This window comes from Georgenia halophila, from assembly GCF_039541595.1.
Genome location: NZ_BAABGN010000013.1, coordinates 780,050 through 805,740, shown reverse-complemented (window position 1 = coordinate 805,740; position 25,691 = coordinate 780,050). Strand labels below are relative to the sequence as shown.

General features: G+C 71.0%; 25 protein-coding genes. 10 read left to right on the top strand and 15 right to left on the bottom strand.

Annotated elements, in window-relative coordinates:
• From ABD907_RS19800 to ABD907_RS19775, 6 genes are all read right to left on the bottom strand, one after another.
• Nucleotides 1-399 carry a cytochrome c oxidase subunit 4 gene (locus ABD907_RS19800; RefSeq protein ID WP_345218933.1) on the bottom strand — a complete coding sequence of 133 codons (399 nt, stop codon included), beginning with the start codon at nt 397-399 and terminating at the stop codon, nt 1-3.
• Nucleotides 400-470: 71 nt separating this feature from the next.
• Nucleotides 471-2,246 carry an aa3-type cytochrome oxidase subunit I gene (ctaD, locus tag ABD907_RS19795; protein ID WP_345218750.1) on the bottom strand — a complete coding sequence of 592 codons (1,776 nt, stop codon included), beginning with the start codon at nt 2,244-2,246 and terminating at the stop codon, nt 471-473.
• On the bottom strand, nt 2,246-3,136 hold the full coding sequence (gene ctaC / locus ABD907_RS19790) for an aa3-type cytochrome oxidase subunit II (RefSeq protein WP_345218748.1): 891 nt from the start codon (nt 3,134-3,136) through the stop codon (nt 2,246-2,248). The genes ctaD and ctaC overlap by 1 nt, the downstream gene beginning before the upstream one ends.
• 150 nt (nt 3,137-3,286) lie before the next feature.
• Nucleotides 3,287-4,234 (bottom strand): FKBP-type peptidyl-prolyl cis-trans isomerase, encoded by a 948-nt coding sequence (locus tag ABD907_RS19785; RefSeq protein ID WP_345218746.1) that lies wholly within the window; start codon nt 4,232-4,234, stop codon nt 3,287-3,289.
• Between the two features lie 119 nt (nt 4,235-4,353).
• A complete protein-coding gene (locus ABD907_RS19780) occupies nt 4,354-4,707 on the bottom strand; it encodes a HesB/IscA family protein (RefSeq protein WP_345218744.1) in 354 nt (117 codons plus the stop codon).
• A 113-nt stretch (nt 4,708-4,820) separates the two neighbouring features.
• On the bottom strand, nt 4,821-5,972 hold the full coding sequence (locus ABD907_RS19775; protein WP_345218743.1) for a glycerate kinase: 1,152 nt from the start codon (nt 5,970-5,972) through the stop codon (nt 4,821-4,823).
• A gap of 44 nt (nt 5,973-6,016) precedes the next feature.
• Between ABD907_RS19775 and ABD907_RS19770 the strand changes: the two genes are divergently transcribed.
• Nucleotides 6,017-6,427: a DUF4333 domain-containing protein gene (locus tag ABD907_RS19770; RefSeq protein ID WP_345218741.1), complete on the top strand. Its 411-nt coding sequence runs from the start codon at nt 6,017-6,019 to the stop codon at nt 6,425-6,427.
• Between the two features lie 20 nt (nt 6,428-6,447).
• On the opposite strand, the gene ABD907_RS19765 is transcribed toward ABD907_RS19770, so the two are convergent.
• Entirely contained in the window at nt 6,448-7,809 is a 1,362-nt protein-coding gene (locus tag ABD907_RS19765; protein WP_345218739.1) for a dipeptidase, read from the bottom strand.
• A 40-nt stretch (nt 7,810-7,849) separates the two neighbouring features.
• On the opposite strand from ABD907_RS19765, the gene ABD907_RS19760 reads away from it, so the two are divergent.
• Both ABD907_RS19760 and ABD907_RS19755 read left to right on the top strand, forming a co-directional pair.
• Nucleotides 7,850-8,428, top strand: a complete 579-nt coding sequence (locus ABD907_RS19760; protein ID WP_345218737.1) for a DUF3043 domain-containing protein — start codon at nt 7,850-7,852, stop codon at nt 8,426-8,428.
• A 61-nt stretch (nt 8,429-8,489) separates the two neighbouring features.
• Nucleotides 8,490-9,503: an aldo/keto reductase family protein gene (locus ABD907_RS19755; protein ID WP_345218736.1), complete on the top strand. Its 1,014-nt coding sequence runs from the start codon at nt 8,490-8,492 to the stop codon at nt 9,501-9,503.
• Between the two features lie 19 nt (nt 9,504-9,522).
• Here the strand turns inward: ABD907_RS19755 and ABD907_RS19750 are convergent, their stop codons facing one another.
• Genes ABD907_RS19750 through ABD907_RS19740 form a run of 3 tightly spaced genes read right to left on the bottom strand, consistent with a single transcriptional unit; the run spans nt 9,523 to nt 11,344 of the window.
• Nucleotides 9,523-10,545 carry a quinone-dependent dihydroorotate dehydrogenase gene (locus ABD907_RS19750; RefSeq protein ID WP_345218734.1) on the bottom strand — a complete coding sequence of 341 codons (1,023 nt, stop codon included), beginning with the start codon at nt 10,543-10,545 and terminating at the stop codon, nt 9,523-9,525.
• A complete protein-coding gene (locus ABD907_RS19745; protein WP_345218732.1) occupies nt 10,542-10,994 on the bottom strand; it encodes a hypothetical protein in 453 nt (150 codons plus the stop codon). Before ABD907_RS19745 ends, ABD907_RS19750 begins: the two co-directional genes overlap by 4 nt.
• Nucleotides 10,991-11,344 carry a hypothetical protein gene (locus ABD907_RS19740; protein WP_345218731.1) on the bottom strand — a complete coding sequence of 118 codons (354 nt, stop codon included), beginning with the start codon at nt 11,342-11,344 and terminating at the stop codon, nt 10,991-10,993. Before ABD907_RS19740 ends, ABD907_RS19745 begins: the two co-directional genes overlap by 4 nt.
• Nucleotides 11,345-11,402: 58 nt before the next feature.
• On the opposite strand from ABD907_RS19740, the gene ABD907_RS19735 reads away from it, so the two are divergent.
• Nucleotides 11,403-12,875, top strand: a complete 1,473-nt coding sequence (locus ABD907_RS19735; RefSeq protein ID WP_345218729.1) for a leucyl aminopeptidase — start codon at nt 11,403-11,405, stop codon at nt 12,873-12,875.
• 5 nt (nt 12,876-12,880) lie between these two features.
• Here ABD907_RS19735 and ABD907_RS19730 read toward each other — a convergent pair whose 3' ends face one another.
• Entirely contained in the window at nt 12,881-13,237 is a 357-nt protein-coding gene (locus ABD907_RS19730; RefSeq protein WP_345218727.1) for an oxidoreductase, read from the bottom strand.
• 190 nt (nt 13,238-13,427) lie between these two features.
• Between ABD907_RS19730 and lpdA the strand changes: the two genes are divergently transcribed.
• Entirely contained in the window at nt 13,428-14,807 is a 1,380-nt protein-coding gene (lpdA, locus tag ABD907_RS19725) for a dihydrolipoyl dehydrogenase (RefSeq protein ID WP_345218726.1), read from the top strand.
• A 24-nt stretch (nt 14,808-14,831) separates the two neighbouring features.
• Nucleotides 14,832-16,823, top strand: a complete 1,992-nt coding sequence (gene sucB / locus ABD907_RS19720) for a 2-oxoglutarate dehydrogenase, E2 component, dihydrolipoamide succinyltransferase (protein WP_345218724.1) — start codon at nt 14,832-14,834, stop codon at nt 16,821-16,823.
• A gap of 91 nt (nt 16,824-16,914) precedes the next feature.
• Here sucB and ABD907_RS19715 read toward each other — a convergent pair whose 3' ends face one another.
• Together ABD907_RS19715 and ABD907_RS19710 are read right to left on the bottom strand one after the other, a co-directional pair.
• A complete protein-coding gene (locus tag ABD907_RS19715) occupies nt 16,915-18,231 on the bottom strand; it encodes a serine/threonine-protein kinase (protein ID WP_345218722.1) in 1,317 nt (438 codons plus the stop codon).
• A gap of 103 nt (nt 18,232-18,334) precedes the next feature.
• On the bottom strand, nt 18,335-20,446 hold the full coding sequence (locus ABD907_RS19710) for an MMPL family transporter (protein ID WP_345218720.1): 2,112 nt from the start codon (nt 20,444-20,446) through the stop codon (nt 18,335-18,337).
• Between the two features lie 196 nt (nt 20,447-20,642).
• Here ABD907_RS19710 and lipB point away from each other — a divergent pair, with 196 nt between their 5' ends.
• From lipB to ABD907_RS19695, 3 genes are read left to right on the top strand one after another with little or no spacing between them, the layout of a single operon-like run.
• Complete coding sequence (gene lipB, locus ABD907_RS19705; RefSeq protein ID WP_345218719.1) at nt 20,643-21,311, top strand: lipoyl(octanoyl) transferase LipB; 669 nt, start codon at nt 20,643-20,645, stop codon at nt 21,309-21,311.
• Nucleotides 21,312-21,321: 10 nt separating this feature from the next.
• A complete protein-coding gene (gene lipA, locus ABD907_RS19700) occupies nt 21,322-22,344 on the top strand; it encodes a lipoyl synthase (protein WP_345218716.1) in 1,023 nt (340 codons plus the stop codon).
• A gap of 19 nt (nt 22,345-22,363) precedes the next feature.
• Nucleotides 22,364-23,092 carry a DUF4191 domain-containing protein gene (locus ABD907_RS19695; protein ID WP_345218714.1) on the top strand — a complete coding sequence of 243 codons (729 nt, stop codon included), beginning with the start codon at nt 22,364-22,366 and terminating at the stop codon, nt 23,090-23,092.
• Nucleotides 23,093-23,287: 195 nt separating this feature from the next.
• On the opposite strand, the gene ABD907_RS19690 is transcribed toward ABD907_RS19695, so the two are convergent.
• On the bottom strand, nt 23,288-23,644 hold the full coding sequence (locus tag ABD907_RS19690; protein WP_345218712.1) for an RDD family protein: 357 nt from the start codon (nt 23,642-23,644) through the stop codon (nt 23,288-23,290).
• Nucleotides 23,645-23,786: 142 nt separating this feature from the next.
• Between ABD907_RS19690 and glnA the strand changes: the two genes are divergently transcribed.
• Nucleotides 23,787-25,211: a type I glutamate--ammonia ligase gene (gene glnA, locus ABD907_RS19685; RefSeq protein ID WP_345218710.1), complete on the top strand. Its 1,425-nt coding sequence runs from the start codon at nt 23,787-23,789 to the stop codon at nt 25,209-25,211.
• Between the two features lie 167 nt (nt 25,212-25,378).
• Here the strand turns inward: glnA and ABD907_RS19680 are convergent, their stop codons facing one another.
• The gene (locus ABD907_RS19680; protein ID WP_345218709.1) at nt 25,379-25,651 is read right to left on the bottom strand and encodes an antibiotic biosynthesis monooxygenase family protein; all 273 of its coding nucleotides are present in this window, start codon (nt 25,649-25,651) and stop codon (nt 25,379-25,381) included.
• Nucleotides 25,652-25,691 lie beyond the last annotated feature (40 nt).

Sequence of the window (25,691 nt, the reverse complement as noted above, 5' to 3'; positions counted from 1 at the left end):
TCAGTGGGCGTGCTGGCCGCGGGAGAACTCGAACAGCATCCCGACGAGGCCGATCAGGGCCATCAGGATACCGAGGCCCACCATCCACCAGCCGATGGCCAGTCCCAGGAACCCGAGCGTGGCGGCGACGCCCAGGACCAGGGGCCACCAGCTGTGCGGGGAGAACACCCCGACCTCACCGGCGCGGTCCGAGATGTCCGCGGTGGGGTCGTCCTCCGGACGGGGGTCGATGCGCCGCCCCGTGATCCACAGGTAGCCGCCGGCCAGCCCGGACAGCGCCCCGAGGAGGAAGAGGCCGGTGGTCCCGACGGGCTCCCACTGGGCGGCGAAGCCGTAGATGACCGCGAGGGGGATGAAGGCGAAGACGCCGGCGAGGAAGAGCCATGCCTCGATGCGCAGCGGCTTGCCCGCCTTGGGTCCGCTGTGACCGCCGGAGTCGTGACGCTCGTGGACGTCCTGCCGTTCGCCGGTCATCGCTGGGTCCCTTCGCCGTCGCTGCCTTCGGATCGTTCGCCCACGACCTGTGCCCGTCCCTCGACCTCGCTGCTCGCGTAGGCCGAGTCGAGCACGTCGCGGTTGGGCTCGGCCTGGTCCATCGCGGCGACCTCCGGGTGGTGCAGGTCGAAGGCGGGACGCTCCGAGCGGATCCGGGGAAGCGAGGTGAAGTTGTGCCGCGGCACCGGGGACCCCGTGGCCCACTCGAGGGAGTTGCCGAAGCCCCACGGGTCGTCGACGAACACGGTGCGCGGGCCGCGCGCGGCCTTGTAGACGTTCCACAGGAACGGAAGCGTGGAGACCGCGATGAGCACGGCGCCGACCGTGGAGATCTGGTTGTACAGCGTGTAGCCGTCCTCCGGCATGTAGTCCGCGTAGCGGCGTGGCATGCCCTGGGCGCCCAGCCAGTGCTGCACCAGGAAGGTGGTGTGGAAGCCGATGAACAGGATCCAGAACTGGATCTTGCCGAGCCGCTCGTCGAGCATGCGTCCGGTCAGCTTCGGCCACCAGAAGAAGAACCCGGCATACATCGCGAACACCACGGTGCCGAACACCACGTAGTGGAAGTGCGCCACCACGAAATAGCTGTCGTGGACGGCGAAGTCCATCGCGGGGCTGGACAGGATGATGCCCGTCAGGCCGCCGAACAGGAATGTCACCAGGAAGCCGAGCGAGTACAGCATCGGGGTCTCGAAGGTGAGCTTGCCCCGCCACATCGTGCCGATCCAGTTGAAGAACTTCACGCCGGTGGGCACCGCGATGAGCATGGTCATCAGCGAGAAGAACTCGAGCATGACGCCGCCGGTGGTGAACATGTGGTGCGCCCAGACCGTCACCGACAGCGCGGCGATCGCGATGGTCGCGAAGACGAGGCTCTTGTACCCGAAGATCGGCTTGCGCGAGAAGACGGGGATGATCTCGGAGATGATGCCGAAGAAGGGCAGGGCGATGATGTAGACCTCGGGGTGGCCGAAGAACCAGAACAGGTGCTGCCACAGCAGGGCGCCGCCGGCCTCCGGGTTGAAGATCTCCCCACCCATCAGGCGGTCGACCGCCAGGCCGAACAGGGCGGCCGCGAGCACCGGGAACGCCATCAGGGCCAGTACCGAGGTGATGAGGATGTTCCAGGTGAAGATCGGCATCCGGAACATGGTCATGCCCGGCGCGCGCATCGTGATGATGGTGGTCGCGAAGTTCACCGAGCCGAAGATCGTCGCGAAGCCGGTCATGGTGAGTCCCAGCACCCATAGGTCTCCCCCGAGTCCTGGTGAGAACATCGCGTTCGACAAGGGGGTGTAGGCCGTCCACCCGAAGCTCGCCGCCCCCTTGGGGGTGAGGAACCCGGCGATCACCATCAGGCCACCGAAGAAGAACAGCCAGTACGAGAGCATGTTGAGCCGCGGGAACGCGACGTCGGGTGCACCGATCTGCAGCGGTACGAACGCGTTCGCGAAGGCTGAGAACAGCGGCGTCGCGAACAGCAGCATCATGATCGTGCCGTGCATGGTGAAGAACTGGTTGTACTGCTCCTTCGACTGGAGCAGCATCCCCGGCTCGAACAGCTCGGCACGCATGAGCAGCGCCAGGACGCCGCCGATCATGAAGAACAGGAACGAGGAGACCAGGTAGAGGTTGCCGATGACCTTGTGGTCCGTCGACGTCATCCAGCTGATGATCGACTTGCCCAGGTTCTGCCGCTCAGGCGTCAGGCCCGGCGTCACCTCGGGTCGCGCGGCGGTGGTCGTGGCCATCAGTGCTCGTCCTCCTGAGTCACCAGGTACTGGCGGTTGTACTCATCGCCGCGGCGGCCGGTCTGGCCCGCGTCGCGGAGCTCCTGCATGTGGGCGTCGTACGTGGCGCGGTCGACGACCTCCACGTTGAACAGCATCTCCGAGTGGAACTCGCCGCACAGCTCGGCGCACTTCCCGGAGTAGGTGCCCTCCACCTCCGGGGTCACCTGGAAGGCGTTCACCCGCCCGGGAATGACGTCGATCTTGTACAGGAACGCGGGGATCCAGAACGAGTGCGCGACGTCGCGCGAGTGCACGGTGAAGGTCACCGTCTCGTCCACCGGCAGGTACAGCGTCGGCAGACTCTCCTCCGCCCCGGGCTCACCAGTGAGCTCGACGCGCTCCCCCGTCGAGTAGACGTCGTCGCTCAGGTAGTTGAAGTCCCAGCTCCACTGCTTGCCGTAGACCTCGATCTCCAGGTCGGCGGGCTGCTCGGTCTCGGTCGTGACCCCCGCGGCCTGGGTGTCACGCGCGATGTTCTGCACGTCGTTGGTCACGCCGGTGGAGAAGTAGAACAGCACGCCGACCATGAGCAGGGGGACGAGCGTGTAGAGCAGCTCGAGCGGCACGTGGTACCGCAGCTGGACCGGCAGCTGCCGGTCGGTCTTGCGCTTCCGGTACGCGACGATGCACCAGATCGTCAGGCCCCACACGATGACGCCGACCACCAGCGCGGCGATCCAGGAACCGTTCCACAGGTCGATGATGCCCTCGGTGCGGTCGGTCAGCCCGGGCACGCTGGGAAGGAACCCGACGTCGACACCCGTGCCCGGCTCACTGGGGAACTGGTCTGCGGGCGCGCAGGCTGCCGTGCCGAGCGCCACCAGGCCCGCGAGGGCTAGGGAACGCACGACCGGACGCCTGGAGCGGCGAGTGGCTGGCACGGATCTGACCTTCCGACGCGGTGGTGGTGCGCGACCTACCTTAGTCGGGACGGCGCCTGCTCGGCCCCACCGAGTGCGGTGTGGCCTGCGAAGTTCGTCCCGCCGATGTGTGCGTGCTCAGCGCGCCGCGATGGTGCCGACCACGTCGACCACGGCCGCGACGGCGGGCTGTCCGGGCGTCTGCCCGCTGCCCTGCGACGGCGGTGCCTGGATGACCACGCGTGACCCGACCGGCACGTCGGCGAGCAGATCGAAGACCGTGCCGGCACCGACCGTGACCGATCTCACGCCGCCGGACTCCCAGGTGGACTGCTGCGTGCTGTTGTCCCAGGAGGTGATCCCGTACTGGACGAGGACGCCGCCCTGCGCGACCGGTTCGCCCGAACCCTCCGCGATGACGGTCGCCTCCGGCTCGGTCGGCGTCGGTGCGCCGTCGTCGACCGTGATGGTGGCCGGGGCGCCGAGGTCGCCCTCGACGCTCACCGGCAGGTCGGGCGCCGGCTCGACCGGGGTGGAGTCCGCCTGTGCGTTGGTGTCGGGGGCGTACCGCTCGACGACGTCGACGACGAAGACGAGGGTCGACCCGGGCGGGATGGACTCGCCCTGTGCCTGCTCGCCGTAGCCGAGCTCGGGCGGGATGGACAGCAGCACCCGGTCCCCCACGTGCGTGCCGGCCAGCCCCTCCTTCCAGCCCGGGATGACCCCGTCGAGGCTGAAGCCGGACGGCTCGTCGTGCTGGAACGAGCTGTCGAAGACCTGGTCCTGGCCCCACACCTGCCCGTGGTAGTCCGCGACGACGAAATCGGTCGCCGCGACCTCGGTGCCGTCGCCCTCCTTCAGCACCTCGACCTTGAGCTCGGCAGGTGCCTGCGAGTCCGGGAACGTGATCGTCGGCTCCTCGCCGTAGCCGCCCTCGACGGTCGGCAGCCCACCGTCGGGTGCGGCCTCGGACGTCTGACCGGTGGGCTCACCGGTCGGCTCCTCGCCCGCGTCGTTGCAGGCTCCGAGGGTGAGGGCCGCGCCCAGCGCGAGGACGGTCAGGACGGCGGGACGGCGGGATCGCACGAAGAACTCCTGGTCGGGTGGATGAGGGCGGGCCCGGGCAGCGCTACGGCCCCGGCCGGAGTGGTCCGGCGCGGGGCCGCGGGCGCGTGGGTTGAGACGGGCTCAGGTCGAACGGGTGCTCAGTGGAACGAGTCACCGCAGGCGCAAGATCCGCCCGCGTTGGGGTTGTCGATCGTGAAGCCCTGCTTCTCGATGGTGTCCGCGAAGTCGATGGTCGCGCCCTCGACGTACGGCACGCTCATCCGGTCGACGACGACCTCGACGCCGTCGAAGTCGCGCACCGCGTCACCGTCGAGCACGCGCTCGTCGAAGTACAGCTGGTAGATGAGGCCCGAGCAGCCCCCGGGCTGGACGGCGACGCGCAGGCGCAGATCGTCACGGCCCTCCTGCTCCAGCAGCGTGCGGACCTTGCCCGCTGCGACGTCGGTGAGGACCACACCATGGGTGGCGACCTTCTCGGTGGTCTCGCTCATCTGACTCTCCAACTTCTCCTCGGCGCCGGGACGGCCTTGCGTCAACGGGAACGGCACCCGCCGACCCGTTGTTCCCGATTTCCCAGCCTACGTGTTCTGTGCTCGTTCTGCGCTCAGGCTGTCGACCAGGTGCGGGCGAGCCGTGCGGCCCGGGCGCGTACGGCGTCCGGCAGATCCGAAGCGCCGTGGCGCCGGCGCGCCCCGTGCAGGCGGGAGCGCTCCCAGATCTCGTAGGTGCCCGAGATCCCGAGCGGGGCCACCTCCCGCCGACTGGTGCGGATCTCTTCCGCGACGACGACGACGGGCAGCGCGCGGTCCAGCGCCGCCCGCGCCACCGTGGCCACGACCGAGGTGGTCAGGGACGCGGAGTCGACGACGGCAGAGCCCGTGATGACGAGGTCCGCCTGCTCGACCGCGTCGGCCAGGCCGACCGCATCCGCGGCGACGTCGGCTCCGGGGATGCTGCGGCCCCCGAGCAGCCGGAGTGCGAAGGCCGCCCCTCCGCCGGCACCGGTGCCCTCTTGACGCGCCACACGAACCTGATCCCTGCCGGTCGAGAGGAGCAGCCCACGCGGCTGGTCCTCGATCTGCCGCTCCATCTCGGCCGTCGTCTCGCCGATGTTGCGCTCGAGCTCCTGGGCGAGCACCGGGCCGACGTCCGGGTCCTGGCCGAGGAGCGCTCCGGCGCCGAGCAGACCGAGGAGCGGGACGCCGTCGGCCGCGGCGATCACGACGTCCCGGCCGGCCAGCCGCTCTCGCGCCGCCGCGACGTCCGGCAGGTCGCCGACGGTCTCGCCGCCGGCCAGCACCTGGAGCAAGCCCCTTCCGCCGTCGTGCACCACCGCGGGCGTCGGAAGCCCGACGACGATTCGGCTCGCGCCGGTGCTCAGGGCGGACAGGATGAGGGCGCCCAGTCCCGCCGACGACCCCGCTCGCGCCGCATGAGCACGTGCCTCCGGCGGGACGAGGTCCGTGCCGATGACCTGGTCCGCCTCGACGTACGCCGTACCGCCCGCGTCTCCGGGCACGTGCAGCACCGCAGCCGCCGTCACCGAACCGAGCGGCCCGGCGGCTTGCACGGGCACCAGGGTCCCGCCACGGGCGGCTGCGACGACGTCGAGCATGCCGGCGGAGCCGTCCGAGAGCGGCAGCGCCGTCACGGTGGTCGACGGCGCCGCCTCGGCCCAGCCGTCGGCGAGGCTGCGCGCGGCCAGCACGGCGTTGAGCGGGCCGGAGAACCGGTCGGGGGCGATGAGGACGTGCACGCCGTCATCCTCCCCGACCCGCGGACCTGTGGCACCATCTGGCGATGCGGACAACCAGGTTGAGGACGCCGGCCGGGGCAGCCGCCTGTCTTGTCGCGGTGGCGGCCCTGCTGGGCTGCAGCCAGGAACGCTCGGTGGAGCCGGTCGCGCCCGACGCGCTCGAGGTGAAGATCGCCGATGCGCTCGAGGCGGAGTTCGGAGTCCGTCCCGTCATCTCGTGCAGCGAGGAGCTCCCGGCCGAGGCCGGCGCCGAGACGACGTGCGAGCTGACCACGGAGGACGACCCCGACACGGTCTTCCCGGTCACGGCCACGGTCACGGCCGTCGACTCGGGGAGCGGTGAGGTGGAGTTCGACGTCGAGGTCGCCGAGGTGCCGCAGGACAGCGAGGCACCCCAGGAGCAGGACTCTCCCACCGAGGAGCCGGACTCTCCCACCGAGGAATCGACGGACTGAACCGCGCCCGACCTGGACAGTCAGACCTGGCCGCCCAGCCGCGCGAGCAGCAGTGCCTCCGCCAGGACGACCTTCTCCAGCTCGCCCAGGTGCACGGACTCGTTCTCGCTGTGCGCGCGAGAGTCGGGGTCCTCCACGCCGGTGACGAGGATCTCCGCGCCGGGAAAGACCTGCTTGAGCTCGGAGATGAACGGGATCGACCCGCCCACCCCGATGTCCACCGGTTCGCGACCCCATGCCTGGCTGAACGCCCAGCGGGCCGTGCGCATGTGCTCCGTGTCCCCGGCCGCGTCGAAGGCGTGACCCCGCTCGCCCGGCGTCACCCGCACCTGGGCGCCGAACGGCGCGTGGGCGAGCAGGTGGTCGACCAGCAGCCGCTCGGCGTCGGCGGGGTCCTGCCCGGGTGCGATGCGCACGGAGAGCTTCGCGCGGCACACCGGGGCGATGGTGTTGGACGCGGCCGCCACGGTGGTCGCGTCGAGACCGACGACAGAGATCGCCGGCTTGCGCCACAGCCGCGCCGCGAGCGGGCCCGTGCCGGCGAGCCGGTACCCGTCGACGACGGAGGCGTCCGCCCGCAGGTCCTCCTCGGGGTAGTCGACGGCGGCCTCGTCGCTCCCGGTGAGCCCGGCGACGGCGACGTCGCCGTTCTGGTCGTGCAGCGTGGCGACGAGCCGCGCCATGAGCGTGACGGCGTCGAGGACCGGTCCGCCGAACATGCCCGAGTGCACGGCGTGCTCGAGCACCCGCACCTCGACCTCGCAGTCGACGAGCCCGCGCAGCGAGGTCGTCAGGGCGGGGACGCCGACCTTCCAGTTGCCGGAGTCGGCGACGACGATGACGTCGGCGCGGAGCCGATCCGCGTGCGTGCGCAGGAAGTCGGTGAACGTGGGAGAGCCGATCTCCTCCTCGCCCTCGGCGAAGACGGTGACGCCGACGCCGAGGCTCTCGCCGAGCACCCGCAGCGCCCCGACGTGCGCCATGATCCCGGCCTTGTCGTCGGCCGCGCCCCGGCCGTAGAGGCGCTCGCCGCGCCTTGTGGGCTCGAAGGGGTCGGTGTCCCAGGACTCGTCGGCGCCCGGTGGCTGGACGTCGTGGTGCGCATACAGCAGCACCGTCAGGGCGCCGACGGGGCCGGGGCGATGAGCGACGACCGCGGGGCGGCTGGTCGCGCCGTCCGCCGTCTCGGCGGTCAGCACCTCCACCTGCGGCATGCCGGCGTCGCGCAGCAGTGCCGCGACGGCGTCGGCGCTGGCGGCCACCTGCGCCTGGTCGAAGGCCGGTGACGACACGCTCGGGATGCGGACGAGGTCCTCGAGGTCGGAACGGATGGCGGGGAAGTGCTCGCGGGTGCGGCGGGCGAGATCGTCGGCTGTGGTCACGGCGGGAGCGTAACGCGCCCCGCTCGACTAACCTGCTGAGGTGATCGGACGTAAGAGCACCCCCGTGGACGAGCCCGAACCCACCGTGGAGACGGCGGGCCGCAAGGGCCGCCCCACGCCCAAGCGGCGTGAGCAGGAGGCGAAGAACAGGCGTCCGCTGGTTCAGGACGACCGCAAGGAAGCGAAGCGCATCCAGCGTGAGCGCCGCAACGAGGCGTGGCAGAGGCAGCGCCGGGCCATGGCCACCGGCGAGGAGCGCTACCTGCCCGTGCGCGACAAGGGCAGGGCCCGCCGATACGCGCGCGACTACGTCGACGCGCGCTGGTGCATCGCCGAGCTGTTCATGCCGGTCGCGATGCTGATGATCATCGCGATGCTCTTCGTGGGGCTGTACCCGCAGATGGCCAACGTCATCGTGTTCGGCACCTACGCACTGCTCCTCGTCGCCATCATCGACACCCTGATCCTGGTGACGATGCTCCAGCGCCGGCTGAAGAAGAAGTTCGGCGAGGACGAGATTCCCCGGTTCACCGGCCTGTACGCGTTCACCCGCGCCTTCTACCTGCGCCGGATGCGCCAGCCCAAGCCCCAGGTCAAGCGCGGCCAGTTCCCCTCCTGACGAGGTAGGTCACTGCTCGCGCGGTGTGGCTCTGTCGGACCTGCGCCGTACGATCGACGCCATGGTCAATCATGTCTACCTCGGCCGCTCCGGCCTGAAGATCTCCGACATCGTCTACGGCAACTGGCTCACGCACGGCTCGCAGGTGGACCAGGACACGGCGAGCGCCTGCGTGCGCGCCGCCCTCGATGCCGGCATCACCACCTTCGACACCGCGGACGTCTATGCGAACGGCAAGGCGGAGAAGGTGCTCGGCAAGGCTCTCAGGGGTGAGCGGCGCGAGTCGCTGGAGATCCTCACGAAGGTCTACTTCCCGACCGGCCGCGCCGGGCACAACGACTCCGGCCTGTCACGCAAGCACATCATGGAGTCGATCGACGCCTCCCTGAAGCGCCTCCGGACCGACTACGTCGACGTCTACCAGGCGCACCGCTTCGACGTGGAGACGCCGATCGAGGAGACGATGCAGGCGTTCGCCGACGTCGTCCGGCAGGGCAAGGCGCTCTACATCGGCGTGAGCGAGTGGACGGCGGAGCAGCTGCGGTTCGCGCACGATCACGCGAAGGAGCTCGGCTTCCAGGTCATCTCCAACCAGCCGCAGTACTCGATGCTCTACCGGGTCATCGAGGGCGAGGTCGTGCCGACCTCGTCCGAGCTCGGCATCTCGCAGATCGTCTTCTCCCCCGTCGCCCAGGGCGCACTGACCGGCAAGTACCTCCCCGGCCAGCAGCCGCCTGAGGGCTCGCGCGCCACGGACGCCAAGGGCGGCGCCAACATGATCAAGCGATGGATGGATGACGACGTCCTCGCCCGCGTGCAGGAGCTGCGCCCCGTAGCCCGAGAGCTCGACCTGACCATGGCGCAGCTCGCCGTGGGATGGGTGCTGCAGAACGCCAACGTGGCCGCCGCGATCATCGGCGCCTCCCGGCCGGAGCAGGTGGCCGAGAACGTCAAGGCGTCGGGTTTGACCATCCCGGAGGACGCCATGGCGCGTATCGACGAGGCGCTCGGTGACGCCGTGACGACCGACGCCGCCATGACCTGGCAGAACGCCCCGCACGGCCGGCCGAGCTAGCCCGGCGCGCCCTCGCGCCCTAGGGGGCGAGGGCCCGGTTCATCCGGCCGGGCCACGCCGGACCCTCGTAGATGAACGCCGAGTAGGCCTGCAGCAGGTTCGCGCCGGCCGCGACCATGGCCCGTGCGTCGTCGGGCGTCGTGATCCCGCCGACCCCGATGATGGTCGTGCCCGGCCCGAGCCGGGACCGCAGCCGGGAGACGACCGCGACGGCGCGGCCGCGCAGCGGGTCCCCGGAGAGCCCGCCGGGGCCGAGGTCGTGGGAGATCGTGGTGTTCGTGGCCACGACGCCGGTCAGGCCCAGCTCGAGCACCAGGTCGGCGACCCGGTCCAGGTCGTCGTCGGCGAGGTCGGGAGCGATCTTGACGAAGAGCGGGACGGCGCGTCCGGCCGTCTCGTCGGCCGCGCCGGCGACGGCCCGCAGGATCGGCCGCAGGGACTCCACGGCCTGCAGGTCCCGCAGGCCTGGGGTGTTGGGCGAGGAGACGTTGACCACGAGGTAGTCGGCCCAGCGGGCCACCTCTCGGGCAGAGGTCTCGTAGTCCGCGACGGCCTCGGACAGCGGGGTCACCTTGGACTTGCCGATGTTCGCGCCGACGACGACGCTGCGGCCGCGGCGGGTGCGGCGCAGGGCGCGGAGCCGCCGGCCGGTGGCGGCCGCGCCGTCGTTGTTGAAGCCCATGCGGTTGCGCAGACCGCGCAGTTGCGGCTCGCGCCACAGGCGTGGGCGGTCGTTGCCCGGCTGAGCGTGGGCGGTGACGGTGCCGACCTCCACGAACCCGAAACCGAGCATGTCCATCCCCAGGACCGCGGAGGCATCCTTGTCCATGCCGGCCGCGAGGCCCAGGACGCCGGGGACCGGACGCCGCAGCCCGGGCACGTGCACCGGCCGGTCGGGTCGACGGCCGAGGGTGGCGCGCACGGCGTCGGAGAGCACGGGGACGGCGGCGACCCCGCGGATGAGTCTCATCGCGAGCAGGTGCGCCCGTTCGGCGTCCAGCCGGACGGCGACGCCCGAGTAGAGGAGGCGATAGAGGCTCATCGCTCTCCTCGGGCGGCGATCCGTGCCGGCGCGCTGTGCCAGAGCCAGGCCAGCCCGAGCACCGGGAGCACGGCGGGGACGTACCCGTAGCCGCTGCCGTAGCGACTCCACACCGTGGCGTCCGGGAACAGCTCGGGGACGACGAGGCTGAGGGTGCCGACAGTGATCACGCCGGCGAGCTCGAAGCCGACGGCGGTCCAGCCGACGCGTCGCATGCGCCGACCGTTGTGGGCGAGAGCGATCGTCGCGAGGACGTACACCACTGCCGCCGCCGCGGACAGCGAGTACGCCAGCGGGGCCTCGCTCGCCCGGGTGAGGAGCTGAACCGCTGCCCGTGCGCTCGCCGCGAGTGCGAAGATGCCGTAGACGAGGATCAGGACCCGGCCGAGGCCGTACGCGGGGCGCCGGGTGTCCTCGGCCGAGTGGGTCGGCACCGGTTCGTCGGTCATGCTGTCCAGACCTGCCAGATTCGTGCCTGCATCGCGATGATCGCCACGCAGACGACCAGCATGGCGAGCGAGCTCGTGCGGGTGCGGTCCGCCATCGCCCAGACGGCGGCGACGGGCAGGAGGAACAACGCGGTGACGAGGTATCCCCAGAAGGTCCACGGTTCGCTCGGCCGCTCTCCCGCCGCCGTCGCCACCAGCGCGAGGACCAGCTGGACGGCCAGCGCGAGCTCGACGACGGCGGCGCCGACCAGCTGTTTGAACAGCACCGGCCGCCCGCGCAGCGCGTACCACGCGGCCCACAGGCCGAGCAGGCCGCTCAGCACGGCTGCGGTCATGACGCTGGCTAGCACCCCGGGAGACTACCGCCGACTGCTGGCGGGTTCTTGCGAAGGGATAGCATCGCGTTCCGTGACGGACATCGAGCTCATTGCCAAGGACCCCGCCAAGATCACTGCCGACGTTCTCGTGGTGGCCGTGGGGAAGGACGAGGGTGGCGCCCGGATCCTTCCCGGGCCGTCCGGGAAGTCGCTCACAGGGCTGTCCCGCCTGCTGCCGGCGCTCGGCGTCACCGGCAAGGCGGACGAGGTGGTCCGGGTCCCGGGCGGCGACGGTGTCGCAGCCGACGTCGTCCTCCTCACGGGCGTCGGGAACCTCGGCGACGGCGGTCCCGGCCTCGAGGCGTTGCGGCGGGCCGCCGGTGCGGCCGCCCGCAACCTGGCGGGCACCGGGTCCGCGGTGTTGGCGTTGCCCGCCGAGGACGCCGCCGCGGTGGGTGCCGTGGCGGAAGGCGCCCTCATGGGTGCGTACCGCCTCGGTCAGTACCGCGCGTCCGACCCGGCGCCGGTCGAGCGGCTCCAGCTGTCCACGCCGGCCGCCCGGCAGAAGGACTGCAAGGCCGCCCTCGTGCGCGCCCGGGCCGTCGGCGACGGGGTCCGCGAGGTCCGCGACCTCGTGAACGCCTCCCCCAAGCACCTGTTCCCCGGCTCCTTCGTGGACGCCGCGAAGAGTGCCTCGAAGGGTACCCGGGTCAAGGTCACCGTCCTCGACGAGAAGCAGCTCGCCGCCGGCGGCTACGGCGGCATCCTCGGCGTCGGGCAGGGCAGCACGCGCCCGCCGCGCCTGGTCCGGATCGAGCACTCCCCGTCCCGGCCGCGTGCACACTACGCGCTCGTCGGCAAGGGCATCACCTTCGACTCCGGCGGCCTGTCCCTCAAGCCGGCCAAAGGCATGGAGAACATGAAGGACGACATGGCCGGCGCCGCCACCGTCCTGCACACCGTGCTGGCGGCGACCGCCCTCGACCTGCCCGTCAGGGTGACCGGGTGGCTCGCGCTGGCGGAGAACATGCCCGGCAGCAACGCCCAGCGCCCCTCCGACGTCGTGACCATGCGTGACGGGACGACCGTCGAGATCCTCAACACCGACGCGGAGGGCAGGCTCGTCATGGCCGACGCGCTCGTCGCGGCGCTCGAGGAGCGTCCGGACGCCGTCCTCGACATCGCCACCCTGACCGGTGCGCAGATGGTCGCCCTCGGAGGACGCGTGGGCGGGGTCATGGGTACCGACGACGTGCGGGGCGCCGTCGTCTCCGCGGCCGAGGACGTCGGTGAGCAGTTCTGGCCCATGCCGCTGCCGGCCGAGCTGCGGCCCTCGCTCGACTCCGCCGTCGCCGACCTGGCCAACGTCGGTGGGCGTGAGGGCGGGATGCTCACCGCGGGGCTGTTCCTGAAGGAGTTCGTCGGCGAGACGCCCTGGGCGCACCTCGACGTGGCCGGGCCCGCCTTCAACGAGTCCGGCCCGTACGGCTACACCCCCAAGGGTGGGACCGGTATGGGACTGCGCACGCTGCTCGGCGTGCTGGAGTCGGCCGGGAGGCGCTGACGCACTCAGGTGCGGTGGCGGTGCCGGTTCGCCGAGTTCCAGCGCCGCATCTGCGGCGGGTAGCCGGTCTTCAAGACGTCGTACACCGGGATCTGCAGCTCGCGCCCCAGCGCCCGCGCCGCCCGGGCGTCCGGGACGCGGCGCCGGGTCCACTCGCCCGACCGGGCGATCAGCACGAGGGTGACCGGGTCGTTCGCCGTGGCCGGCTCGATGTAGCCCTCGACGGCGGGTCGGGTCGCCACGAACTGGCGGAAGTGCGCCAGGGTCTGCTGTCGCGCCTCCCGGCGGTCGGGCGCGACCGTCGGGTCCGCGCTTTCCCGGCGCCGCAGCCGCCGGAGGAGTCCACGGGAGATCAGTGCCATCCCTCAACGGTACTGACCACCCGCACTCCGTGCCCGCGTCTCGGCCCGTGCCCCCGGGTCCGCCTGTGAGATACGGCACTGCCCGCGCGGGGCCGGATGCGACTCCGAGCCGCTCGGGTGGAACAATGAGCGCGACACAGGCACCAAGCTGACCCCGTAGTGTTGACAGCGCGCGCTCAAGGAGAGGTACGTGGCAGATTCGCAGGAGTACGACATCGTCATCCTGGGTGCCGGGAGCGGAGGCTATGCGGCGGCGCTGCGTGCCGCCGAACTCGGCATGACAGTGGCGCTCATCGAGGCGGACAAGCTCGGCGGCACCTGCCTGCACCGTGGCTGCATCCCCACCAAGGCGCTGCTGCACTCCGCCGAGGTGGCCGACACCATCCGCGAGAGCGCCGGGGTCGGCATCAAGGGCACGCTAGACGGCATCGACATGGCCGGTGTGAACAGCTTCAAGGACGGCGTCGTCACCCGACTGTTCAAGGGCCTGCAGGGGCTGGTCTCCTCCCGCAAAGTCGAGCTCGTCCAGGGGTGGGGCAAGCTCGTCGCCCCGAACGCCGTCGAGGTCGACGGGAAGCGGTACACCGGCAAGAACGTGGTTCTTGCGTCCGGCTCGTACTCCAAGACCCTGCCCGGCCTGGAGCTCGGGGGCCGCGTGCTCACCTCCGAGCAAGCCCTGGAGCTCGACCACGTGCCCTCGAGCGCCATCGTGCTGGGCGGCGGCGTCATCGGTGTCGAGTTCGCGTCGTTGTGGAGCTCGTTCGGTGCCGAGGTCACCATCATCGAGGGTCTGCCGAACCTGGTGCCGGCCGAGGACGTCGCCCTCTCCAAGGGCCTGGAGCGGGCCTTCCGCAAGCGGAAGATCGGTTTCCACACCAAGACGATGTTCTCCGGGGTCGAGCAGGACGAGAACGGCGTCAAGGTCACGACCGAGGACGGCAAGACGTTCGAGGCCGAGGTGCTGCTCGTCGCGGTCGGCCGCGGCCCCGCCACCGAGGGTCTCGGCTACGAGGAGCAGGGCGTCCCGATGGAGCGGGGGTTCGTCCGCACGGACGAGCGGCTCCGCACCGGCGTCGGGAACGTGTACGCGGTCGGTGACATCGTCCCCGGCCTGCAGCTGGCGCACCGCGGCTTCCAGCAGGGCATCTTCGTCGCCGAGGAGATCGCCGGCCTGAACCCGGCGCCGATCATCGAGTCCGGCATCCCGCGCGTGACGTACTCCGAACCGAACGTCGCGTCGGTCGGGCTCACGGAGTCCCAGGCCAGGGAGACGCTCGGCGAGGACAACGTCCTGACGCTCGACTACAACCTGGGTGGCAACGGCAAGAGCCAGATCCTGCAGACCGCCGGCTTCGTCAAGCTGGTCCGCGAGAAGGACGGACCGATCGTGGGCGTCCACATGCTCGGAGCCCGACTGGGCGAGCTCGTCGGTGAGGGGCAGCTCATCGTCAACTGGGAGGCCTACCCGGAAGACGTCGCTGCCCTGGTCCACGCCCACCCGACGCAGGACGAGGCGCTCGGCGAGGCTGCCCTCGCGCTCGCCGGCAAGCCGCTGCACTCCCACAACTGACCCGATCGAAGGAGATTCCAGGACATGTCTGAGTCCGTGAAGATGCCCGCGCTGGGCGAGTCCGTCACCGAGGGCACGGTCACCCGGTGGCTCAAGGCGGTCGGGGACACGGTCGAGGTCGACGAGCCCCTGCTCGAGGTCTCCACCGACAAGGTCGACACCGAGGTGCCCTCGCCCGTCGCGGGCACGATCGAGAAGATCCTGGTCGAGGAGGACGACACCGTGGAGGTGGGCGGCGACCTCGTCGTCATCGGCGACGGCTCCGGAGGCGGCGAGGCGCCCGCGCAGGATGAAGCCTCCGGGGAGGAGGCGCCCGCGCAGGACGAGGCCCCCGCCGAGGAGGCCCCCGCCCAGGACGAGGCCCCCGCCGAGGACACCGGGGACACGCTGGCGGAGGAGCGACCCTCCTCCGAGCCTGCTGCCGAGGACGTCGAGGCCGCGCAGCCCGCCTCCGAGGGTGCCAAGCCGGCGGACGAGGCCCAGGACGAGGCCACCGAGTCCGCGCCGCCGGCCCGTGGTGGCGGTGACGGCGGCGAGCCGGTGACCATGCCCGCGCTCGGTGAGTCCGTCACCGAGGGCACCATCACGCGCTGGCTCAAGGCCGAGGGCGACACCGTGGAGGTCGACGAGCCGCTGCTCGAGGTCTCCACCGACAAGGTCGACACGGAGGTGCCCTCGCCCGTCGCGGGCACCGTGCTCAAGCTCCTGGTCGGCGAGGACGAGACGGTCGAGGTCGGCGCCGAGCTGGCCCTCGTCGGTTCCGGGGAGGCGCCGGCCTCGGAGCCGGAACAGAAGCGGGAGCAGCCGGAGCAGGGCGAGCAGGAGCAGGCCGAGCAGCCGGAGCCGGAGGAGAAGCAGCAGCCGGCACAACCCCCCGCCGAGACGGAGGCGGCACCGGCCACGACACCCGAGCCGGTGGCCACGACGCCGGAGCGCGCCGAGGAGTCGGTCTCGGAGAAGGCCGAGCCGGAGGCCGAGGAGGAGCCCGCGCAGCCCGCCGAGAAGACGGAGACGCAGGAGCAGGCCGGCGCGCCCGCCGCGCAGCCACCGGCCAGCGAGCCGGCGGAGCCGGTCAGGGAGCGCCCTGCCGCTGCTGCCGGCACCGCGTATGTCACTCCGCTGGTGCGCAAGCTGGCCGCCGAGAAGGGTGTCGACCTGTCGAGCCTGACCGGGACCGGTGTGGGCGGCCGTATCCGCAAGCAGGACGTGGAGGAGGCCGCGGCGAAGGCCGCCGAGCCGGCCAAGGAGGAAGCGCCGGCAGCCGCGCCCAAGGCACCCGCACCGGTGGAGGTCTCCCCCCTGCGTGGCACCACGGAGAAGATGTCTCGGTTGCGCAAGGTGATCTCCAAGCGGATGCGCGAGTCCCTGGACACCTCGGCCCAGCTGACGTCGGTGGCCGAGGTCGACCTGACGCGCGTGGCCGCGCTGCGCGCTCGGGCGAAGGACGGCTTTGCCTCCCGCGAGGGCACGAAGCTGACGTTCCTGCCGTTCTTCGTCAAGGCGGTCACCGAGGCGCTGAAGGCGCACCCGAAGCTGAACGCCACCATCGACGGCGACCAGGTGATCTACCACGGTGCCGAGCACGTGGGTATCGCGGTCGACACGCCCCGCGGCCTGCTCGTGCCGGTCGTCAAGGACGCAGGCGACCTCACGCTGGGCGGAGCCGCGAAGAAGATCAGCGACCTCGCCGCCCGCGCCCGGGACAGCAAGGTCACGCCGGACGAGCTCGCCGGGTCGACGTTCACGATCACGAACACCGGCTCGGCCGGGCTGCTGATCGACACGCCGATCATCAACCAGCCGGAGGTGGCGATCCTCGGCACGGGCACCATCGTCAAGCGCCCGATGGTGGTCAAGGACGCCGACGGCAACGAGACGATCGGCATCCGGTCGATGATCTACCTGTCGCTGACCTACGACCACCGACTGGTCGACGGTGCCGACGCCGGCCGGTTCCTCATGGCGGTGAAGTCCCGGCTGGAGGAGGGCGCCTTCGAGGCCGACCTCGGTCTCTGAGGCATCCGCACGTGCGAAGGCTCCGCAGCCGAGGTATCGGCGCGGGGCCTTCGTGCTGCGCGCCGCCGGGCGGGTGCCGCCACTGCGGTTCTCAGCCGCAAGGTGCGACGCCCGCGATCCGCCACGGAGCCGGACCGGCGACCTCCAGCACCGTGCAGCTGGGCTCCTGCGCCGGGACGACCGTGCCGCTCCTGGGACCCGAGCCGGCGAGTGTGTACTCGCCCTGACGCGTGACCACCTCGACGCGCCATCCGCCGTCGGCGCCGGTACGAGCGTCGATGAGCCGCACGTCCGCGACCTCGGTGTGCAGCCCGGACGGCCGGACGCCCGCGTCCCCCAGATCGGCCAGGAGCGCTGCGTCTCGCTCGGCAGCAGCCGTGCCCGGGACGGTGAGCCGGGCAAGCGCCTGCGCGTCACCGTCCGCGATCGCTTCGTCGCGGGCGGCCACGAGCCGGTCGACCACCTGCTCGGCCGTGGCCGCGTCCACCTCTTGCGTGCCGGAGCCCCAGCGGACCGCGACACCGGTGACTCCGCCGAGCACCGCGGCGCAGGCCGCCACCACGACCAGCGCCTTCCTGGTGGCACGACGACGCCGGTGCCGGCCGCGCGGTCGGCGTGGTCGCGCGGGCTGGGTGCTGGCCTCACCCGAGCGCAGGCGTGCCTGGGCGAGGTCCGCCTCGGACGGGACCTCCAGCTTCCGCGGCGTGCCCAGCGCGGCGGCTTCGGCGGCCAGCTCGCGCGCCCGGGGCCGGTCGCGCGGATCAGGCGACAGGGCCCGCGCGAGCGCTCTGTCGACGTCGGGATGACCACCGGTGGCCCACCGCACCACCTGCGCCAGCGCCCACACGTCGGCGGACGCACTGGCCGGGTCACCGACGCGCCGCTCGGGTGCGACGAAGCCCGGTGTGCCCCTCTCGTGCGTGACCTCGCCGGCGAGGTCGAGGAGCACCGGGACACCGCCGGCGGTGAGGACGATGTTCGACGGCGCCACGTCACCGTGCACGATGCCCATCTCGTGCAGCCGGCCGAGCGCAGAGGCGAGTGCGCCGAGCAGCGTCAGCGCTCCCCCGGGCGTGAGATCGCCCTGTGCGATCCGGACGGTCACCAGGTTCGGGCCGGGCACCTCCTCCGCGACGAGGGCACATCGCCCCTCCCCGAGTCCGACGACATCGATGACGCGCAGCAGGTGCGGGTCCGCCGTCGACCGGAGCGCCTCCAGCCGCCGCAGGAGCGCGGTGCCCCGCTCCCCCTCCGGGAGCTGGACGAACGAGACGACGACCGGCCGTCCGAGGCGGCTGCGCGCGGACCAGGCGGCGCCGCCGGCGCCGAATCCCACGGGCGAGACGATCTCGTACCCGGGGACCGTGGGCCGGCTCGTTGGACCCGGCCGACGCTGCAGGATCTGCATGGCTCGAGCCAACCACGCCCGCCCCGGTGCCCACCGGAGTTATCCACAGGTTCGGTAGGGGTTGGCGCGACCGTGGAGGGGCCGTCGTCGGGACTGGTGGCGGTCAGTCGGCCGGCACTGAGCGCTGCCGCGGCCACCAAGCGGTCCGTCCGAGGTCGTGGACGACACCCGGTACGAGCAGGCTCCGCACGACGAACGTGTCGATGAGCACGCCGGCGGCCACGATGAAGGCGATCTGCACGAGGAAGAGCAGCGGAATCACCGACAATGCGCTGAACGTGGCGGCAAGGACGAGGCCGGCCGAGGTGATGACGCCACCCGTCACCGCCAAACCACGCCGGGTGCCCTCCCGGGTGCCGTGGGTCAGCGACTCCTCGCGCACCCGAGTCATGAGAAAGATCGAGTAGTCGATGCCGAGCGCCACGAGGAACACGAACCCGTACAGCGGAACGGTCGCGTCCGCGCCCGGGAAGTCGAGGACGTGGTTGAACACCACGGCGCTCAGGCCCATGGTGGCCGCGAAGGAGAGCACGTTGGCGCCCAGCAGGACGAGCGGCGCGACGATCGAGCGCAGCAGCAGCACGAGCATGACGAAGATCGCCGTCAGCACCACGGGGATGATCGTGCGCAGGTCCTGTGCAGAGGTCCGCTGGGTGTCCAGGCGTTCTGCCGCGGCGCCGCCCACGAGGGCGTCCGGATCGGCACGCTGGACCGCGTCACGGAGCGCGGCGACGGTGGACGCCGCCTCCTGCGTCTCGGCCGCGGCCTCGGTGACGACCTCGACCCGGACGCGCCCGTCGACGACCACCGGCTCGCCGCCCGGACCGGCAAGGATCTCTGCGCCCCGCACGCCGTCGACCTCTTCGGCGGCGTTGCGGACCTCCTCGCCGGTCTCCTGCGACGTGATGACGAGTGCCGGCTGGACCGTGCCTTCCGCGAAGTGCTCGGCGAGCACCTCCTCCCCGGCCACCGACTCCACGTCGCTGAGGAAGACGTCCGACTGGCCGGTGCCCTCCGCCCGCAGCGTGGGGACGAACGCCGCACCCGCGAGCAGCACGATGGCGGTGACCGCCCACACGCCCCGGTCGTGCCGGCTGACGCCGTCGGCCACCCGCGACCAGAGCCGGCGGTCCCGACCGGCCTCGCCGTACTGCGGGGCGCTCGGCCAGAACACGAACCGTGAGCGACGACCGGCCACGAGGAGCAGCGCCGGAAGCAGCGTCAGCGCGGCGACGAAGGCCGCGGCTATCCCGATCGCGGCCACCGGCCCGAGGCTGGCGTTGGACCGCAGGTCGGACAGCAGCAGACACAGGAGGCCGACGATGACCGTGCCGGCGCTGGCCGCGACCGGTTCGAGGGAGGCCCGCCACGCCGCCCACATCGCCGTCGAGGGCCGCTCGTGGCGGGTCAGCTCTTCGCGGTACCGCGCCACCAGCAGGAGCGAGTAGTCGGTCGCGGCGCCGATGACCAGGATCGAGAGAATGCCCTGGCCCTGCCCGTTCAGCAGCAGCACGCCGTTCCCGGCCAACGGTTTGACCACCAACGCCGCCGCGCACAGCGCGAACACGGCCGTGAGCAGCACGGCGAAGGGGAGGATCGGCGAGCGGTACACGACGACGAGGATGACCAGGACGACGGCCAGGGCCACCCCGAGGAGGATGCCGTCGATCCCGGCGAACGCCGAGCCGAGGTCGGTCACGAAACCCGCCGGACCGGTGACCCACGCCTGGAGCCCGCTCCCGGCGAGCTCGTCGTCGACGAACTCCCGCAGGTTGCCGACGACGACGGCTGCGAGGCTCTCCTGCTCCGCGCCCACGAGCTCGTCCGCGGCCTCGCCGTCGAGCGGGACGGGAACCAGCAGTGCCTCGCCGTCCTCGGACGGTACGAGGGCGATCCGACCGTCCACCACGTCAGCCAGCACCCGGTCGCCCGGCAGGTCGAGCTCCGCCGCCGCGTCGGCGAGAGATCGGCCCACCTCGACCTGATCCGGTGTCAGCTTTCCGCCCTCGGTGGGACGAAGGACGATGAGCGCCGGGAGTGTCGTGCCGTCGGAGAACTCGCGCGCCAGCTCACCGGCGCGTGTCGACTCGGCGTTCTCCGGAAGGAAGGTCGCCTCGTCGTTCTCCTGCACCTCGGAGAGCGACCCTTGCGCCATGCCGCCGAACCCGCCGACGGCGAGCCAGCCGACGAGGACCCCGAGAATGGCTGGGCGCACCAGGCGACGGCGGTTCACGGTCTTCGAGGGCCTCTCCGGGTAGGACCGCCCGCCCGGACGGCGGACTCGCTCATGCTGAAGTCGGCCGGGCGCGCCTGCAAGCCGGGGCGCGCCCGCGAGCCGGCCGCGGCCGCGGGGGCCCGCCCCGCTCGGCCTCGCCCCCGCCCGGCCGCGCGCCGAGGGATACGATCCAGACGTGGAGCTGCAGCGGGTGGACCTCGGTTCGGAGCTCGTCGACTACCGGTGGGCGTGGGACCTTCAACGCGAGGTGCATGCCGCCGTCGTCGCCGGCGATGGCCCGGACACGGTGCTGCTCCTGGAGCACGCGGACGTCTACACCGCCGGCAAGCGCACCTCGAGAGCCGAACGGCCCACCGACGGCACCGAGGTCATCGACGTCGACCGTGGTGGCCGCATCACCTGGCACGGTCCCGGCCAACTGGTGGCCTACCCGATCGTGCGCCTGGCCGAACCGGTGGACGTCGTCGCCCACGTCCGGGCGCTCGAGCAGGCGGTCATCGAAGTCGCGGCCCGACACGGGGTGACGACGGTACGGGTGGAGGGCCGCTCCGGCGTCTGGGTGCCGGCGGACGCCCGCGGCCGTGACCGCAAGCTTTGTGCCATCGGCGTACGGGTGGCGCGCGGCGTGACCATGCACGGGCTCGCGCTGAACGCCTGCCCCGACCTGGCTGCGTTCGACCGGATCGTCCCGTGCGGCATCGACGACGCCGACGTCACCTCGCTCACCGCGGAGACCGGGCGGCGGGTCACTCCGCTCGAGCTCGCGGACGACCTCGGGGACGCGCTCGTGACCGCCCTCACACCCATCGTGGCCGCTGGTGTCCCCACGGCTGCCGGGACGTAGTATCGAGATCGTGACCGTCGAACCCGAAGGCCGCCGCATGCTCCGCGTCGAGGCTCGCAACGCCGAGACGCCCATCGAGCGCAAGCCCGAGTGGATCAAGACCAAGGCCGTGATGGGCCCCGAGTACCGCGAGCTGAAACAGCTCGTGCACGGGCAGGGCCTGCACACGGTGTGCGAGGAGGCGGGCTGTCCCAACATCTTCGAGTGTTGGGAGGACCGCGAGGCCACGTTCCTCATCGGCGGGTCCCAATGCACCCGTCGCTGCGACTTCTGCCAGATCGACACCGGCAAGCCCTCCGCGCTGGACCGGATGGAGCCGATCAAGGTCGCCAACTCCGTCAAGGAGATGGGCCTGAAGTACTCGACCGTCACGGGCGTCGCGCGTGACGACCTGGAGGACGGCGGAGCCTGGCTCTACGCCGAGACCGTGCGGCAGATCCACGAGCGCAACCCCGGCACCGGCGTCGAGCTGCTCATCCCGGACTTCGACGCGAAGCCGGACCAGCTCGCCGAGGTCTTCTCCTCCCGGCCGGAGGTGCTCGCCCACAACGTCGAGACGGTCCCGCGGATCTTCCGCCGGATCCGGCCGGGGTTCCGTTACGACCGTTCGCTGCGGGTCCTGACGATGGCGGCCGAGGACGGCTTCGTCACCAAGTCGAACCTCATGCTCGGCATGGGCGAGTCGTTCGACGAGGTCGTCGACGCCATGCAGCAGCTCCGCGACGCCCGCTGCGACCTGCTGACCATCAACCAGTACATGCGTCCGACGCTGCGTCACCATCCGGTCGAGCGCTGGGTGAAGCCCCACGAGTTCGTCGAGCTGTCGGAGATCGCCGAGGAGATCGGCTTCCTGGGCGTCATGGCGGGCCCGATGGTCCGTTCGAGCTACCGGGCCGGCCGGCTCTGGGCCCGCGCGATGGTGAAGAAGGGCCGCGAGGTCCCGGCGGCACTGTCGCACCTGACGGAGGAGACCACGTCCCGCCAGGAGGCGAGCTCCGTCGTCGCCCGCCTGAGCGCCACGGTCGGCGCCTGACCCCGTACCCTTGACGATCATGGCCCGCAAGAAATCTGACGGCGCGACAGACGCCGCACCTGTGCCCGAACCAGAGAAGAAGCAGCGCTGGTACCACAACGTCCGGGACGCGTACCAGATGACCCGTCGGGTCAATCCCGCGATCACCTGGATCCTCATCGGCGTCTTCGTGCTCACCATGGGACTGGCGCTGGCGATCGGCTTCGCCTGGGGCCACCCGATCTACATGGCGTTCTTCGGGCTGCTGCTCTCGCTGACCCTGCTGATGGCCGTGCTCGCCTGGCAGACGCGGAAGTCGAGCTACAAGCAGATCGACGGGCGGCCCGGCGCCGTCGGCGCCGTGCTCGGTCAGATCCGCCGCGGCTGGAACCTCGAGCAGGAGCCGGTGGCGGTCAACCCCCGCACCCAGGACATGGTGTTCCGGATGATCGGCAAGGCTGGCATCGTCCTCGTCTCCGAGGGCCCGAGCCACCGCGCCGGGCGACTGCTCAACGAGGAGAAGCGCAAGGTCTCGCGCGTGGCCCCGAACGTGCCGGTGCACACCGTGCAGTACGGCAACGAGGAGGGTCAGGTCCCGATCTCGAAGCTGACCCGCACCGTCCAGAAGCTCGACAAGAAGCTCACCAGCGCCGAGGTCGCGCAGGTCAGCAAGCGGATGCAGGCGCTCGGCAGCGCGAAGCCGCCGGTGCCCAAGGGCGTCGACCCGATGAAGGCGCGCCCGGACCGCAAGGCGATGAAGGGCCGCTGACGAGCACGTAGCGGAGGCTGGGGCGAGGAACGAGACCCGGCCGAAGCGAAGAGCGAGGAAGCGACTTAGTCGAAAGGGCCGCTGACGAGCACGTAGCGGAGCTGGCCCAACCGTTGGAGCAACTTCCGAAGGCTGTGCCTGCCGGAGTCGAGCCCTTGACCTCGTAGGCCTCGTATGCGCTGTGCGAGAGCCGAGTCAGCGGATCTTGGTGATCGTGGTGCCGGCGGCGACGTCGTGGAGGCCGCGGCCGTCGCCCGTCCACACCACGGCCGGGATCACCAGGCAGAGCAGCACCGTCCGGACGAGCGCACGCAACGGCCCGGCGGGCCCGCGGCCCGGTGTCCGGACGGCGATCCCGACAACGACGTGGCCGATCGTCGCGCTGAGCGTGCCCACCATGGCGACGGTCATGACCGCGAAGACCGCGAGCGTGGCCATGGGGTCGTAGTCGAAGAAGCCCGCGCTGATCGCAGACGCGACGGCCCAGTCGATGACGAGGCCCAGAAGGCGGCGGCCGAGGCCGGCCGGGGGCGGGAAGTCCGGATCGTGCACCGCCCGAGCCTATCGATCCGGCGACGGCGTAACGTGCCCGACACATTTGGGTGACACAAGTGAAATGGCCGCAGAATAGCGTCGGCGCGGTTGACCGGATCGGCCCGTACCCCACCCCACCCCACCCCCAAGGAGCCCACGGATGTTCTCAACCCCCGAGGAGGCGATCGCCTTCACCAAGGAGCAGGACGTCAAGTTCGTCGACGTCCGCTTCTGCGACTTGCCGGGCATCATGCAGCACTTCAACATCCCCGTCGAGGCGTTCACCCCGGACGCCTTCACCGACGGCCTGATGTTCGACGGGTCCTCCATCCGAGGGTTCCAGGCGATCCACGAGTCGGACATGAAGCTGGTGCCGGACGTCACGAGCGCGTTCGTCGACCCGTTCCGCAAGCACAAGACCCTGGTGGTCAACTTCTCCATCGTCGACCCGTTCACCGGTGAGGCCTACTCCCGCGACCCGCGCAACATCGCGGCCAAGGCCGAGGCGTACCTGAAGACCACCGGCATCGCGGACACCGTCTTCTTCGGTGCCGAGGCGGAGTTCTACGTCTTCGACGACGTCCGGTTCGCGACGGACCAGCACTCCAGCTTCTACTACCTCGACTCCAAGGAGGCCGCGTGGAACACCGGCCGTGAGGAGGAGGGTGGCAACCAGGGGTACAAGACCCGGTACAAGGGTGGCTACTTCCCCGTCTCCCCCTCGGACCAGTTCGCGGACATCCGTGACGACATGGTCACGACGCTGCAGCAGGTCGGCCTCGAGGTCGAGCGCGCGCACCACGAGGTGGGCACCGCCGGCCAGCAGGAGATCAACTACCGCTTCGACACGCTCCGTCACGCGGCCGACGACGTGCTCAAGTTCAAATACGTCATCAAGAACACCGCCTGGGAGGCCGGCAAGACCGCGACCTTCATGCCGAAGCCGCTGTTCGGCGACAACGGCTCCGGCATGCACTCGCACCAGTCGCTGTGGAAGGACGGCGAGCCGCTGTTCTTCGACGAGCGCGGCTACGGCGGCCTGTCCGACCTCGCCCGCTGGTACATCGGTGGCCTGCTCCGCCACGCCCCGTCCCTGCTGGCGTTCACCAACCCGACGGTGAACTCTTACCACCGGCTCGTGCCCGGCTTCGAGGCCCCGGTCAACCTGGTGTACTCGGCCCGCAACCGCTCCGCATGCATCCGCATCCCGATCACCGGCTCCTCGCCGAAGGCCAAGCGCATCGAGTTCCGCGTGCCCGACCCGTCGTCGAACCCGTACCTGGCGTTCTCCGCCATGCTGATGGCCGGTCTCGACGGCATCCAGAACCGGATCGAGCCGCCGGAGCCGGTCGACAAGGACCTCTACGAGCTCCCGCCCGAGGAGCACTCCCAGATCGCCCAGGTCCCGGACTCGCTGCCCGGGGTCCTCGACGCCCTCGAGGCGGACCACGACTACCTGACGCAGGGTGATGTCTTCACCGAGGACCTCATCGAGACCTGGATCGAGTACAAGCGCGAGAACGAGATCGACCCGCTGCGGCACCGTCCGCACCCGCACGAGTTCGAGCTCTACTTCGACATCTGATCGGTAGACCGAAGAGCCCCCGGAGATTGAGGGTCTCCGGGGGATTCTCGCGTCCCGCAGGCCTGCCCTCACCCGTCGCTGGTGGAGAGTGCCGCCTGTAGCCGACCCGAAGGCGGCCCACCCGAAGGGCCCGCCCCGGGTGGGGGACGAGGGGGCAAGCCCCGGCCCTAGGCGTCGTACTCAGCCGTCGGCGTCACCAGTACGGGTGGTGCCTGGAGCTTCAAGCTCTGGGCGATCGCCGGGATCTCCGGATCTCCAAGGAACTCCTTATAGTCTTCCTCGTCCCAGTCGAAGACCGACCACACCCGGTGAGGATCGTCGGGATCGAGGAACACCAGGGAGCCTCGGCATCCGTGCTCCCGCCGCTTGTCCGCGCCGGTCGTCGCGAAGACTTCCAAGAACCGATCGAGATCGGTGACCTTAGCGATGGTCGTGATCATGAATCCCTCCCTTCCTGCCCATCGTGCGAAGTCCGAGCAT

Coding starts and splice junctions, on each gene's coding strand:
- ABD907_RS19750 (WP_345218734.1), bottom strand. CDS start 10,545: ATGAGCCTCTATCGCCTCCTCTACTCGGGCGTCGCCGTCCGGCTGGAC.
- ABD907_RS19770 (WP_345218741.1), top strand. CDS start 6,017: ATGCGGACAACCAGGTTGAGGACGCCGGCCGGGGCAGCCGCCTGTCTT.
- ABD907_RS19695 (WP_345218714.1), top strand. CDS start 22,364: ATGGCCCGCAAGAAATCTGACGGCGCGACAGACGCCGCACCTGTGCCC.
- ctaD (WP_345218750.1), bottom strand. CDS start 2,246: ATGGCCACGACCACCGCCGCGCGACCCGAGGTGACGCCGGGCCTGACG.
- sucB (WP_345218724.1), top strand. CDS start 14,832: ATGTCTGAGTCCGTGAAGATGCCCGCGCTGGGCGAGTCCGTCACCGAG.
- ABD907_RS19755 (WP_345218736.1), top strand. CDS start 8,490: ATGGTCAATCATGTCTACCTCGGCCGCTCCGGCCTGAAGATCTCCGAC.
- glnA (WP_345218710.1), top strand. CDS start 23,787: ATGTTCTCAACCCCCGAGGAGGCGATCGCCTTCACCAAGGAGCAGGAC.
- ABD907_RS19715 (WP_345218722.1), bottom strand. CDS start 18,231: ATGCAGATCCTGCAGCGTCGGCCGGGTCCAACGAGCCGGCCCACGGTC.
- ABD907_RS19780 (WP_345218744.1), bottom strand. CDS start 4,707: ATGAGCGAGACCACCGAGAAGGTCGCCACCCATGGTGTGGTCCTCACC.
- ABD907_RS19730 (WP_345218727.1), bottom strand. CDS start 13,237: ATGGCACTGATCTCCCGTGGACTCCTCCGGCGGCTGCGGCGCCGGGAA.
- ABD907_RS19745 (WP_345218732.1), bottom strand. CDS start 10,994: ATGACCGACGAACCGGTGCCGACCCACTCGGCCGAGGACACCCGGCGC.
- ABD907_RS19680 (WP_345218709.1), bottom strand. CDS start 25,651: ATGATCACGACCATCGCTAAGGTCACCGATCTCGATCGGTTCTTGGAA.